Raw genomic sequence first — 13,139 nt, forward strand, 5'->3', positions numbered from 1 at the left:
TTAACCACCTGTTACTGGTGGGAAAAAGGCAACTTCATCACCATCAACAACAGCCGCATCCCATGCACTCATCGTTTGATTAACCGCTACCAGTAATTTGTCTGATGACAATACTTTTGCCCACTTATCATCTTTAGCGGCTAATGCTTCACGTAGCTGCTCAGTATTAGTAATACCTTCAGCGGCAACTTCAACTTTAGCGGTACCGAGTAACTCTCTAACTTGTGCAAAAAATAGAACTTGGATCATGTCGATGTCTCGTATTGATTGGGTCTAACAAATAACGTTTTACTGATTGTCAGCGATTCTTGCTACCAACAATCGCACCAAACTGATTAATCTTCAGCTTGAAAATGACCTGACTTGCCGCCACGTTTTTCGAGTAAACGTACTTGGGAGATAATCATGTCTTTTTGAACCGCTTTACACATGTCATAAATGGTAAGTGCTGCTGTTGAAGCGGCAGTTAATGCTTCCATTTCCACGCCAGTTTTGCCAGAAAGTTTACACAAGCTGGTAATTCGAACACGGTTAAACTCAGGCTGAGCTTCTAGATCCACTTCAACTTTAGTCAACATTAATGGGTGACATAAAGGAATTAAATCAGAGGTTTTTTTCGCAGCTTGAATGCCTGCAATACGCGCTGTAGCGAACACATCACCTTTGTGATGACTGCCGCTCATGATCATCTCAAGCGTACTTGGCGCCATTTCGATGAATGCTTCAGCGCGTGCTTCACGCTCGGTGATATTTTTTTCAGTCACATCGACCATGTGAGCGTTGCCATCGGCATTAATATGGGTAAAACAATTGCTCATGCTAACTTGCCTTATTAGATCTTAATTTCAGTATGGAAAAGGAATACTGTTTAACAGCGACGCTGCAACACCTTAGCCACCTAACATCGCTCTATATTAACCACCAATAGAGGCTAAATGTTTGGTCACACCTGTGATCCCTTGATGTAAGTAATGAGTTTCTTCTTTCTGTGCTAATTGACTGTGCAGACGTTCAATTAATTCCGCTCGCTGAGATTCATGTTGTAATAAGTCACGTAAATCGAGACCGTTTTCAGTAAACAGACATAAATGCAGTTTGCCTTTAGCTGATACACGCAAACGGTTACAGCTGGCACAAAAGTTTTTAGCGTAAGGCATAATCAAGCCAATACGGCCTTGGTAATCTGGGTGACTAAAGTTTTGCGCAGGGCCATCATCAACACTCGGCAGATCATATAACCAACCTTCTGATTCAAGCTTTAGCTTGATATCAAGACCCGCTAAATGATGGGCGTTAAAGTAATCATGGCCTAAACCCGTTTCCATCAACTCGATAAAGCGCAAATCTATCGGCGTGCTTTTAATCCAGTGTAAGAAACGTGGCAAATCTTTGTCATTTAAGCCTTTAAGCAGTACCGCGTTTATTTTAATCCGCTCAAAGCCCGCCTCAAGTGCTGCATCAATACCACGCATCACTTGATCAAACTTATTTTCGCCTGTGATTTGGTAGAACATTTTCGGATCTAAGCTATCAACCGAAACATTTATTCGGCGCAAACCCGCGTCGTACCATTCTTTAGCGTGCTTTTCGAGGCGATAACCATTGGTTGTTGTGGCAACGGTATTAATGTTGTCATTATCAGCAACAACGCGAATGATATCGGTGAAATCTTTTCTAAGGGTCGGCTCACCACCGGTAATGCGGATTTTTTGAGTACCTACCTCACCAAAAGCTGCCACTAAATTTTCAATTTCATTTAGCGCGAGGAACTTTGGCTTGCCATCAGGTCTGTAACCGTCAGGTAGGCAATAGGTACATTTGAAATTACAAACGTCAGTGACTGACATCCGCAGATAGTGAAATCTTCGACCAAAACTGTCTTGTAGTTGGGACATGTTAACCTTTCCAAGTGTGGGAGGTAAGCGCATTTCTTTACTCACCCCGGTGGCATTATTACCACGGCTAAATACCCGTATCTGTGGACGTAGGATATAAAGCTCGGAGAACCGTCAACTTTGATTATAGGCCTAAATTCGCTCTAATCAGTACCTTTTTATGACATTTTGTCCCGGTTTGTACAAAATCTGTAAAGAATTGCGAGCTAGCTCACGAGCTCAAAATCGCACTTGCTACTGTGACCTAGCTCATTTTTGAGGTAAGGTGAGTAAAACAAAAAAATAACAACAAACCCGCCATAAACCGGGGAATGAAGATCAAAGGTGAGATGATGGAACGCGAATCTATGGAATTCGATGTAGTAATTGTCGGTGCAGGACCTGCCGGACTCGCTACTGCATGTCGATTAATGCAAATATCACAAGACGCAGACAAAGAAATGACTGTCTGTGTTGTTGAAAAAGGCTCTGAGGTTGGAGCGCACATATTATCTGGTGCGGTTTTTGAGCCTAAAGTATTGGATGAATTGTTCTCCGATTGGCGTGATTCCGATATCCCACTGAATACTAAAGTGACTCACGATGAGATTTACCTGCTAAGTTCAGACTCCAAATCTCAATTAATGTCGAACAGTTTAGTGCCTAAAACCATGCATAATGATGGTAACTACATTATTAGTGTCGGTAACCTAACACGCTGGTTAGCAGAAAAAGCTGAAGGTTTAGGTGTTGAAATCTTCCCAGGTTTTGCTGCAAGTGAAGTGCTGTTTAATCAAGATAACAGTGTGAAAGGCATATTAATTGGTGACATGGGTGTTGGCGCTAATGGCGAAGAAAAAGACAGCTATATGCCAGGTATGGAGTTACATGCCAAATACACTGTATTTTCTGAGGGTTGTCGCGGCCATTTAGGTAAAGAACTTATCGCGAAATATCATCTCGATAATGGTAAAACACCACAGCATTACGGCCTTGGCTTTAAAGAAATTTGGAAAATTCCAGCAGAACAACATCAAGAAGGTAAAGTGGTTCACACCGGTGGCTGGCCGCTAAATCAAGGGACTTCTGGTGGTGGCTTCCTTTATCACATGGAAGATAACCAAGTCGCTGTCGGCTTGATTATTGATTTGAATTATAAAAACCCACATGTCAGCCCGTTCGATGAATTTCAGCGTTATAAGCAACATCCGGTTATTGCGCAAACATTAACTGGTGGTGAGCGCTTAACCTACGGCGCTCGCGCTATCGCTAAAGGTGGATTGAATTCATTACCTAAAATGAGCTTCCCTGGTGGATTGCTTATTGGTTGTGATGCCGGGACATTGAACTTCGCCAAAATCAAAGGCACACATACAGCTATGAAGAGCGGTATTGTCGCCGCTCAAACCTTAGGCGAAGCACTCATAGCAGGTGTTGAAGCTGGTAAAGATTTAGACTGTTTCCAAACTCGTATTGAGCAAAGCTGGTTACATGAAGAGCTATTTCAATCGCGCAACTTTGGCCCTGCATTACATAAGTTCGGTACCTACTTAGGCGGCGCTTTTAACTTTATTGACCAAAATTGGTTTGGCGGGAAGTTCCCGATAACGCTTCGCGATGAAACCCCAGATCATGCTGATATGGGACTGGCTAAAGACTTCACCCCGATTGAGTACCCTAAGCCTGATGGTAAGCTGAGTTTTGATAAATTATCATCGGTTTATCTATCGAATACCTTCCATGAAGAAGATCAGAAGTGTCACCTGCAACTCAAGGACGCGTCTATCCCCATTGCTGTTAACTTAATTAAATACAATGAACCCGCGCAGCGTTATTGCCCTGCGGGAGTTTATGAAGTGGTCGCTGAAGGCGCTGAGAATAAGTTTGTGATTAATGCGCAAAACTGTATTCACTGCAAAACTTGTGACATTAAAGACCCAAGCCAAAATATCACTTGGGTAACACCTGAAGGTGGTGGCGGACCTAACTACCCGAATATGTAGTTAACCAATTAACTCATCATAAAACGCACTGACTAAAGTGCGTTTTTTATTGCCTTAATACATCACACAGACAAATCAGCTTCAAAATCCCATATAAACTATTCATTTATTCTAGCCGATGCCGATATTAGACATATTGAACTATACAGGTTGTCCCGAATGAATCAGTTAAAACACCTCTCCATTAAACAAAAAATCTTATTTTCGATGATATTTGGTGTCGTCTTTTCAACCATGCTTGTCGGAGTATTCAGTCAACGTAGTGCTAAAAATGTAATTGAACAGCGAATGCTAGACTCCGAGCTACCTAGCTTATTAATGCAAATTCGCCATAAATTAGAACTTGATATCAACAACTTACTAAATGCTGCTGAGCAACTTGCAAACAGTCGCATGTTACTCGAATGGGTTGAACAGGGACGCCCAAGCGATACTGAAGCCAATGTTGTTGCACAATTAGGCGATTTACAAGATCAGTATCAACTTGCACAAGCATCCTTTGCTGACAAAGAAACAGCAGCCTATTACACACAAGATGGCTTTTTACGCGTTTTAAACCCACAGCAAGATAGTTGGTTTTTTGATTATGTTAATAGCGGGCAAGAGCGAATGCTCAATGTATTTACTGAAACGAATGGTGAAGTAAAACTCTTTATTAATTATCAACAACCAAATGGCCGAGGCTTGGTTGGGTTAGCAAAGTCACTGGATGATATGGTACGACAGCTCGGTTCCTTCAAAATCGAAGACAGTGGTTTCGTTTACTTGGTTGATGCTAATGGCAGTGTAAAACTCCATCCTGATCCTAACCAGATAGGTAAAGCGAGTTTGAGTGGCTTCTATTCAGGAAATAATACTCAATCTTTACTGGCGCAGAATGACTTTAACCTTATGCGCATTGACGTAAATGGCCAGAGCACTATTATTGCCAGTAGCTATATTCCGGCCATGAACTGGTATTTGATTGCCGAAGTACCAGAGTCAGAAATTTTTGCCCTGTTAGATAAAGCGGTATATCAAATAATACTGGGGACGATCATTGTCGCAGTATTTTTTATTGTGGTTGCCAGCGCTGTCGCATCCTCGGTAAGTCGTCCCATTGCGAAAGTAGCTGAACTATTCAAAGATATTGGCGAGGGGGAAGGCGATTTACGCCAACGCCTTCCTGTTGAGGGAAATGATGAATTAGCTCAGCTTGCCAAAGGCTTTAATAGTTTTATTGCCAAAATACAAGAATCGGTCATAGAGGTAGCAAGAACCAGTGAACAATTAAGCTTGTCAGCAAAAGATGTCTCAGCTCAAGCGAACCAAACTCTTGATGATAGCCAACAGCAAAAAGACAGAACCATTATGGTTGTGACCGCCATTAATGAAATGGGCGCAACGGTAAATGAAATCGCCAGTAATGCTGCACAAGCCGCAGTGACAGCAAAAGAAGCTGATACTGAATCTTCTGATGGCCAGCAGGTCGTTATGAGTGCAAGAACAACCATTAATCAATTATCAAATGATGTAGAGCAAGTCGGTGAAGTGATTGAGTCTCTTGCAACCCACACTAAATCCATTGGTGGTATTTTAGATGTGATCCGTGCAATCTCAGAACAAACTAACTTACTGGCATTGAATGCTGCGATTGAAGCGGCAAGAGCGGGTGAAGCAGGCAGAGGGTTTGCGGTTGTAGCTGATGAGGTAAGAAACCTTGCTTCTCGTACTGCTGATTCCACCAACGAAGTACAAACCATGATTGATAAACTGCAATCTGAAGCAAGTCGCGCCGTTGTTGCCATGGAAACGTCACGTAACCGCTCCCAAGAAGGGGTGAATGCAGTAGATGAAGCAAGCCAATCACTCAGCGGCATTAGCCAGCAAATTGCTTCAATCAGTGATATGAACATTCAAGTTGCTGCGGCGACAGAAGAGCAATCAACGGTCGTAGAAGATATTAACCGTAATGTCACAGAAATTAATGATATTACTCAACGTACAGCTGATACGGCTCAAGCGGCGGCACAAGCAAGTGAGTCTCTCAACGCCCTAGCGGGTCGACTGGATGTGTTAGTAGCTCGATTTAAAATTGAATAAATATAGGAAATTTTCCAATAAAAAACGCACAATTTATTGTGCGTTTTTTTAATTATATCATTTTTGACAAAGACGATTTAATAATAACTGATTGAAATGAAATAATTAATCGCCATAAGTTAACGATAAGCAAACCCCTCGCCACTTGTTAGCTTGATTATATTATGTAGCTTATTAAACCTTTAAGCCGGTTCACCAGCAGGGCCATATAATCGATATTGCCAGTTTTCGATTTGTTGAGTATCAATACGTCTTTGCATACTCGCCACCCAGTTTTGTGCCAAACCTTCACATTGCATCAATTGCTGATATTGTTCAGGGTCGACTTCAGGTAAGAAGTAAATCTTCATCGCCTGGGCAATACTGATGTCGGTTTTTCGTTCAATCAACACTATGCTGTCATTTGCGTTAATTTCTCCCGCTTGCAGCACTTTATAAAACCAACCACACATGCGACTTTCTTGCATTGCTAATGCAAATTTAGGATGGCCAAATTGCAGATTAAGCTTGAAACACGGTGAGCGTGGTTGAGTCACTTGCAATAAGACTTCACCTATTTGAATAATGTCACCAATATTCACTTGTGACTCATCTAAACCTACAGTACTGATGTTTTCCCCCATGGCTGGGACATCTTTAAAGTTAGTGATTAAATCCCAACGACGATACTGACCATAATGCTCACGCGGAAAATGGTGTAATACACGTTCTTCACCGCCATGATGAATCGGATCGGCTTGCTTATCACCTTCCACACCATGTTGCGTCACACTAAGACTTTGCACCGGGAGTTTATTATTCATACCACTATCAATACTTTCTAAGGTATCAATTTTATCTCCACGGAATAATCCTGAGATCTTTTTTGCTAACACATAGCCTGCCATTAATACGCTCTCGTCATGATATGAACAAATATAGAATTTATTAACTGTGAATTAATAAGACAACACCACCTGATTTCGACCTTGCTCCTTTGCTTGATACAAGGCGATATCTGCGCGGTTAATGAGTTCTTCAGGTGTCTCAGTTTTACGATACTCAGCAACGCCGCTGCTAATGGTGATATTAATATCATTGCCATTCACTTTGATACTTCTAGCAGCGACAGTTTCACGCATGCGATCAGCTAATTCATGCGCCTGACTGATATTCATATTAGGTAATAATACCAAAAACTCCTCCCCACCCCAGCGACAAAGTAAATCCGCTTCTTTAAGGTTTGACTTGAGTACATTGGCTGCAGACTGAATCACCAGATCTCCGATATTATGCCCATATTTATCATTCACTTGTTTGAAATGATCGATATCGATAATGAGCACAGCCATCGGTGTTGACTCGACCAAAGATCGAGATAAAGCTGGGGTAAAGTATTCTTCAAACGCTTGCCTGTTGGCTGCACCGGTTAATTTATCTGTCGACGCCATCATTTCCAATTTTCTTTGGTATTTACCCAAAGTCATATTGGCAATCAATAAAATCCCAAAGGTCACCACTAAACTCAAACCAATGTTGAGCCAAAATGTTGTGAGCAATTTCTTTTCTGCCAACACTTCATCTTGCTCAACCATCAAATACCATTGAAACTCTTCAACCAAACGGCTATTCAAATAAATCGTTCTGTTATCTCTCCTATAGGAAAAAGATGCACTTGGGCTGGTTAAAATACGGGTTGCTAACTTCTCTAACCCTGCTGTCGATTGTAAAGTAGTCGCACCATCAAACCCTTTGCTGCGCAAAGTAATATTGCCTTGTCTATCAGAGAAATAAACTTTGCGGTTATAACGTGTCTGGTATAGCTCAATCATCTTTTTCACGCTTTCAACGGCCAAACCTACACCGGTGACACCAATGAAATTACCTTCAAAGTCATACACCTTATAATTAACATAAATGACCGTACGATTTTTATCGGCGGTATCGGTATCAATGTTAATTTCATAGTCTTCTGACTTAGGTAATGAACGTACTCGAAAATACCAAGCATCTTCACTTGAAACATCTTCAATTTTTTTTAGCACACCACTGGAATGATAGTAATTCCGACTCGATTCAGAGATGAAAAAACTGGTTACCGTATTATATTTTTGCTGGATTTCGTTAAGGTATCGGATCAGTTTTTCAGGGTCTTGCTCATCATTAATGGTCCAGTCCCGAACAAAGGTATCTTGCGCCATTAACGAGGATATAAAGATAGGTCGTAGAAGGTCTTGTTGAATTTCAGAATAGATATTGTCACTGGTCAGCGGCAATGTATTATCTTCTATTTGCTCGCTTAATGATTCATGTGCAACTTGGTAGCTAATTCCACTTGTGACAATAAATGCAGCTAAAAGCAGTATGGATAACATCCAAATAAAACGCTTTTTATCGTTCCAAACTTTATTTCCCATAACGCCCCTACTAAAACTGAGCTCTTCAAAGTAGTAATGGATGCAAGTGGTTACTGATGTATGTGACTACATAGGCAAGTGGCAATCTATTATTAGCTTGATAAGAACTGGTATATGCGAACATGTTAAACCAATGTAAATACTAACTGAAAAGCAATGAAGGCGCATCGGATTTTTGAGCCAAAAACTCTGTATTTATCAGGTATTGCAAATCCTTTATTTTTACCGAGACAAAAAAAGCCCCTGTAAATGGGGGGATACAGGGTCGTAAATTCAAACCAAAAATTAAATAGGGTTGTAATTAACTCCCAGGAAGTGGAAGGGCTATATCAAACTAAATCTTTAGCGGAAAAGAATTGGCTTTCAACAAATTACGGCGAAATTATAGATTTACTACATGACATAATCGCGACAGTTATGTGACAGAAAAATGAAGCTATCCACCAAAAGACAACTTCACTTACTTAACTATTTATTTTCCTATTCAGTTAGCTAAATAGTGTTTTAAGTCGTCACCAGGAACAGAGCTAGGCGTCGCAACAGCAAAAGCCGCCCATCTCGCCCCTTCTTCCATCGCTTCAGTAATGCTTTTTTGCTTACACAGGAAGTGAATTAAACCTGCTGCGTATGCATCGCCTGCGCCTGTGGTATCCACCACCTCAGATAGAACAGCAGGTACATGTACTTGATCATCCTCACTATAAGCGATGGCTCCATTTTCACCATCGGTTACCACAAAGTAACGTAATGACTCACCGGCTATTTGAGTCGCAAAACGCCATTTTTCTTCATTGCAGCGCCCCTCCATATCGGTAATAGAGGCAATGAGAATATGACATGGGCGCACTCGTTCATCTTTGGCTAGTTGCGACACGACAAGGCAGGAGTCTAAAGCTGACTCGGTCCAACCACTGATACCTTTTGCAGAAGAATTAGTATATAGAGCATCGAATTGCAGCCAATTAGGTGGAGAAGATAATGCAAATATTGGACGTTCTGGGCGAATAATGGTTCGCTCACCGTCTGGCGTCATCACCAATAGCATTTCACAGGTATTACCCTGAAAGCGTTCTACTAAGCGACAATCTAAACCTTGGGTACTGGCTTGAGCTAAAATCCAGTTACCAATTTTATCATTGCCTACTTGGCTAACTAGCGAAACTGAATGACCTGCCCAAACAAGACCGATCCCTGTATTGGCGCCACCACCACCCAGCCGTAAACCACCATCTTGATAATGAAAACGTCCACCGGTTTGTAATGGTTTGTCTAACTGAAGTAGTCGGTCACAGTTAATATTGGCAAGCAGTAAAATATTGGCCATAGCAATCTCTTTTAACTATTCAATGTTCAATGCACCAACATCATTATGATAGAAATGACAAAATGGTGAGAATAGAGATGATGCATTCAAATTCAGTATACTGCAAATAACAAAAAAGGCAGTGACTATGGTCACTGCCTTTCATTAACTTATTTCTTAAACGTTAGATACTTACATATCAGCGGCTTGTAATGGTTTACGTAATTGCGCACGAACATTATCCATTCCTGAATAAAATTCTTTCATCATTAACAAGCCCATCATTTTGCCGTTATCAGTCCAAATCAAGTTGTCTGGGTCATTCGGGTCATTTTTAATCGCACCAATGGCTCTCATTGAAGCCATTTCTTTAAATAATGCGGTATCTAAGTTAACACCAAATGTGTCGCGGAAGTATTTACGTGACAAACGACCTGAGAACATACCTAGCAAGAAGCGGTATTGCATCACTTCTTTCTTGCCGTATTGCTTTTGTTGCTCAACACCCATCTTGCCACTGGCAATACGTTCTTGGTATTTCTTCAACGAGAAAGTGTTCACGTATAAGGTGTCATCTAAGAAACTAAATGAACCAGAACCGACTCCTAAGTATTCATCAAAATCGATAACGTATTCATCAAAGCCTTCATTATTGGCTTTACCAAAAGCCCAACCAGAAAGTTGAGTGTACTGGCCATTTAAGCTATTTAGAATTTGACGGTATTGACGCGCCATGTCGCCATGAGGTGCGGCTAGCTTGCCTTTCACACTCTTACGGGTTTGATGGGTAATCATCAATGGATAAGTGGTGATTTGGCGAGGGTCTAATTTTGAAGCCATATCCAAATCATGTTGGATAACTTCATCGGTTTGACCACGGAAACCGAAAATCAAATCAACATTAATAATTGGGAATAATTCTTTAGCCGCCATAATGCGGTCAAAAGTCTGCTGACCAGTGCCGAACTTTTCAATACGGTCAGTCATGGTCAAAATGTCATCGTTAAAGCTCTGTACACCAATAGACATACGATCGACTAAGCCTTCTAATTGCTTAAAGCCTTCACTGTCTAAATGTTGAGGATCTGATTCACATGACACTTCTTTAATACTTGGGAACAGCTTTTTAGCATGTTCAATAGTGCGAGCAAGTTCATCTTCAAGCACTGTTGTGGTGCCACCACCGATGTACATAGATTCGAAATCGTAACCGAGGTTTTTAACCATATCCATTTCTTTACGTAAAGAAACGAAATAGCGACGAGCCTTGTCTTCATTAAATAAGAAGCGATGAAAAGTACAGTAAGAACACAAGGTATGACAAAAAGGCACGTGCGCATAGAGCATGTACTTTTTGCCTTCCACTGGATTCGGCATCATTTCTGCAGATACAGTATCTAAGCGCAAATTACGGTCAACGTAAAATTGCATCACTTTTTCCATCGCACTGATCATCCAATCTGGCGTAGTAATATTGGCCTGGTAAGGTGATTGGATAATTTTATCTGATGGCTTAATTATTGATGACATAGCACTTCCTATCTTAAAATATGTACATACTCGCAATGCTAAACGATTGCTGATTGAGCAGAGTACTCTCAATCGAGTAACCATTATGTGAACTATCTATAACTTAGGAGGTAATCACAACTGATTCAATTGATTTTTACCATAGAGATCACAGATTAGCACTCATTAAATAACCAACACCTAATGTACACTATCCGTATGTTAAATATAACAAAGCTTTATGTTGTAATTTTGAACGTTAAAATTCAGATACAAAAACACCCTCAAAGCAAAGCTATTGAGGGTGTTTACGATTCAATATAGAGACTAATTAGTCTTTATATTTAAGCTCGCCTTTTTCTTTGATTTCATCATACCAAAGGTTGTGATGCTGTTTAGCCCACTGCTCATCACAGTAGCCAGACACCATACAATCCATACCACCTTCAGACATAGCGGTTGCCATGAAGATATGCACGATAGAGAAAGCACAGATTACGATAGCGCTCACTGAGTGAGTAACTAGTGCAATCAAACTTAAGGTACGGCTTGGTTCAAATAAGTTCGGGAACAGTAATAACATTCCTGATACTGAGATGATTAGACCGAATAGAGCAAATGCCCAGAACCATAGTTTTTCACCTGCGTTAGCAAAACCAGCGTCAGGGTGCTTGCCTTTAAATGGACCGAAGTTAATGTAACCACCAACCACCATCATCCATTTAATGTCATACATTTTTGGCATTTGGTTTTTAGCCCAAAGTACTACCATTAACGCCCAACCCAACATGAATGGGATAGCCATGTAATCATGGATAACTTTAGAAGCATTTACCAATCCAGCCCACATACCTTCACCAATGTATGGCTGAAGGAAGTAACGGCCAGCAAGTAGTACTAAACCTGTCAAAATCAATAACATGCAAGGAATCGCACCTAGCCAGTGAATTGATACGTCAAATTTAGACCAGCGATATACCATCTTACCAGTGAAACCACCGTGTAATTTCGAAATACCGTTAATTTTCATAAACAGTACGAAAATGATGATCATGCCAAATAGCGATAAAGCTAAAGCAGGAGCAAGCCAGTCACTACGCAAATCAAATACACGTAAATCATAGGTATTGATTGGTTGTTTATGGAACTCACTTGTTGAAGTCGTACGTCCTTCAGCACCGTCTTTAAGCTGTGCCCATAATTGTGCATTGCCATCTTGAACGGTTAGAGACTCTTCAACATTTCCACTTGCGTGGGCGAAGGTCATGACACTGAACATCAGTGCGATAACAACGCCAATTTGTTTGAACCACTTGTTCATATTACATCCTCTATGCTATTCGATGCCTAGGTTGCCCTAGGCATCATAGCTAAGCTGACTAACACGCTTGGAGATTAACCCCAAACACCTTTGTTAGCTCCGCGGTATGCAACACGCTCGCGGAAGATAGCAGAAACGATTTCTGCATCACCTGCAAGCAGTGCTTTGGTTGAACAAAGCTCAGCACACATTGGAAGTTTACCTTCAGCGACACGGTTAGCACCGTACTTCTCACGCTCAGCGTGTGAATGATCTTCTTCAGGGCCACCAGCACAGAAAGTACACTTGTCCATCTTGCCACGGCTGCCGAAAGCGCCTGACTGAGGGAACTGTGGAGCACCGAACGGACATGCATATAAACAGTAACCACAACCGATACAAGTATCTTTGTCGTGAAGTACGATGCCGTCTTCTGTTTTGTAGAAACAATCTGCAGGACATACTGCCATACAAGGTGCATCACTACAGTGCATACATGCAACTGAGATTGACGCTTCACCGCGCACACCATCATTGATAGTGACAACACGACGACGTTGGATACCCCACTCTAAAGCAGAGTCGTTTTCGTTTTTACAAGCTGTGACACAACCATTACATTCAATGCAGCGCTTGGTATCACATAAAAATTTCATTGTAGCCATTTGGCAA

General features: G+C 41.2%; 11 protein-coding genes and 1 riboswitch. Of the genes, 2 read left to right on the forward strand and 9 right to left on the reverse strand.

Annotation, left to right across the window (positions count from 1 at the left end; genetic code table 11):
- The 3 genes from moaD to moaA form a co-directional block, all read right to left on the reverse strand.
- Positions 1 to 249, reverse strand: coding sequence for a molybdopterin synthase sulfur carrier subunit (moaD, locus tag AB4153_RS08065; RefSeq protein WP_102527601.1), 249 nt, complete (start codon positions 247 to 249; stop codon positions 1 to 3).
- An 86-nt stretch (positions 250 to 335) separates the two neighbouring features.
- Positions 336 to 818, reverse strand: a complete 483-nt coding sequence (moaC, locus tag AB4153_RS08070; RefSeq protein WP_102527600.1) for a cyclic pyranopterin monophosphate synthase MoaC — start codon at positions 816 to 818, stop codon at positions 336 to 338.
- A 96-nt stretch (positions 819 to 914) separates the two neighbouring features.
- Entirely contained in the window at positions 915 to 1,895 is a 981-nt protein-coding gene (moaA, locus tag AB4153_RS08075) for a GTP 3',8-cyclase MoaA (RefSeq protein ID WP_248956683.1), read from the reverse strand.
- Positions 1,883 to 2,016: riboswitch (molybdenum cofactor riboswitch) on the reverse strand. Its footprint overlaps the gene before it by 13 nt.
- 211 nt (positions 2,017 to 2,227) lie before the next feature.
- Between moaA and AB4153_RS08080 the strand changes: the two genes are divergently transcribed.
- Both AB4153_RS08080 and AB4153_RS08085 read left to right on the forward strand, forming a co-directional pair.
- Complete coding sequence (locus AB4153_RS08080) at positions 2,228 to 3,877, forward strand: electron transfer flavoprotein-ubiquinone oxidoreductase (protein ID WP_102527598.1); 1,650 nt, start codon at positions 2,228 to 2,230, stop codon at positions 3,875 to 3,877.
- A 159-nt stretch (positions 3,878 to 4,036) separates the two neighbouring features.
- Entirely contained in the window at positions 4,037 to 5,959 is a 1,923-nt protein-coding gene (locus AB4153_RS08085) for a methyl-accepting chemotaxis protein (RefSeq protein WP_229370200.1), read from the forward strand.
- 182 nt (positions 5,960 to 6,141) lie between these two features.
- On the opposite strand, the gene AB4153_RS08090 is transcribed toward AB4153_RS08085, so the two are convergent.
- The 6 genes from AB4153_RS08090 to fdh3B all read right to left on the reverse strand — a co-directional run bounded on the left by AB4153_RS08090 (position 6,142) and on the right by fdh3B (position 13,132).
- Positions 6,142 to 6,846, reverse strand: coding sequence for an MOSC domain-containing protein (locus tag AB4153_RS08090; RefSeq protein WP_371996995.1), 705 nt, complete (start codon positions 6,844 to 6,846; stop codon positions 6,142 to 6,144).
- A gap of 51 nt (positions 6,847 to 6,897) precedes the next feature.
- Complete coding sequence (locus tag AB4153_RS08095) at positions 6,898 to 8,355, reverse strand: sensor domain-containing diguanylate cyclase (RefSeq protein WP_102527595.1); 1,458 nt, start codon at positions 8,353 to 8,355, stop codon at positions 6,898 to 6,900.
- Between the two features lie 484 nt (positions 8,356 to 8,839).
- Entirely contained in the window at positions 8,840 to 9,679 is an 840-nt protein-coding gene (locus AB4153_RS08100; protein ID WP_371996998.1) for a PfkB family carbohydrate kinase, read from the reverse strand.
- Positions 9,680 to 9,850: 171 nt separating this feature from the next.
- A complete protein-coding gene (locus tag AB4153_RS08105; RefSeq protein WP_102527593.1) occupies positions 9,851 to 11,188 on the reverse strand; it encodes a coproporphyrinogen III oxidase family protein in 1,338 nt (445 codons plus the stop codon).
- 310 nt (positions 11,189 to 11,498) lie between these two features.
- Complete coding sequence (locus tag AB4153_RS08110) at positions 11,499 to 12,488, reverse strand: formate dehydrogenase subunit gamma (RefSeq protein ID WP_102527592.1); 990 nt, start codon at positions 12,486 to 12,488, stop codon at positions 11,499 to 11,501.
- A 74-nt stretch (positions 12,489 to 12,562) separates the two neighbouring features.
- Positions 12,563 to 13,132, reverse strand: a complete 570-nt coding sequence (gene fdh3B / locus AB4153_RS08115; RefSeq protein ID WP_102527591.1) for a formate dehydrogenase FDH3 subunit beta — start codon at positions 13,130 to 13,132, stop codon at positions 12,563 to 12,565.
- Positions 13,133 to 13,139: the final 7 nt, after the last annotated feature.

The sequence above is a fragment of the Shewanella sp. 10N.286.52.E4 genome (assembly GCF_041468785.1).
GTDB classification, from domain to species: Bacteria; Pseudomonadota; Gammaproteobacteria; order Enterobacterales; family Shewanellaceae; genus Shewanella; species Shewanella electrodiphila.

Coding starts and splice junctions, on each gene's coding strand:
- AB4153_RS08090 (WP_371996995.1), bottom strand. CDS start 6,846: ATGGCAGGCTATGTGTTAGCAAAAAAGATCTCAGGATTATTCCGTGGA.
- AB4153_RS08105 (WP_102527593.1), bottom strand. CDS start 11,188: ATGTCATCAATAATTAAGCCATCAGATAAAATTATCCAATCACCTTAC.
- AB4153_RS08085 (WP_229370200.1), top strand. CDS start 4,037: ATGAATCAGTTAAAACACCTCTCCATTAAACAAAAAATCTTATTTTCG.
- AB4153_RS08100 (WP_371996998.1), bottom strand. CDS start 9,679: ATGGCCAATATTTTACTGCTTGCCAATATTAACTGTGACCGACTACTT.
- moaC (WP_102527600.1), bottom strand. CDS start 818: ATGAGCAATTGTTTTACCCATATTAATGCCGATGGCAACGCTCACATG.
- moaA (WP_248956683.1), bottom strand. CDS start 1,895: ATGTCCCAACTACAAGACAGTTTTGGTCGAAGATTTCACTATCTGCGG.
- AB4153_RS08080 (WP_102527598.1), top strand. CDS start 2,228: ATGGAACGCGAATCTATGGAATTCGATGTAGTAATTGTCGGTGCAGGA.
- AB4153_RS08095 (WP_102527595.1), bottom strand. CDS start 8,355: ATGGGAAATAAAGTTTGGAACGATAAAAAGCGTTTTATTTGGATGTTA.
- moaD (WP_102527601.1), bottom strand. CDS start 249: ATGATCCAAGTTCTATTTTTTGCACAAGTTAGAGAGTTACTCGGTACC.
- AB4153_RS08110 (WP_102527592.1), bottom strand. CDS start 12,488: ATGAACAAGTGGTTCAAACAAATTGGCGTTGTTATCGCACTGATGTTC.
- fdh3B (WP_102527591.1), bottom strand. CDS start 13,132: ATGGCTACAATGAAATTTTTATGTGATACCAAGCGCTGCATTGAATGT.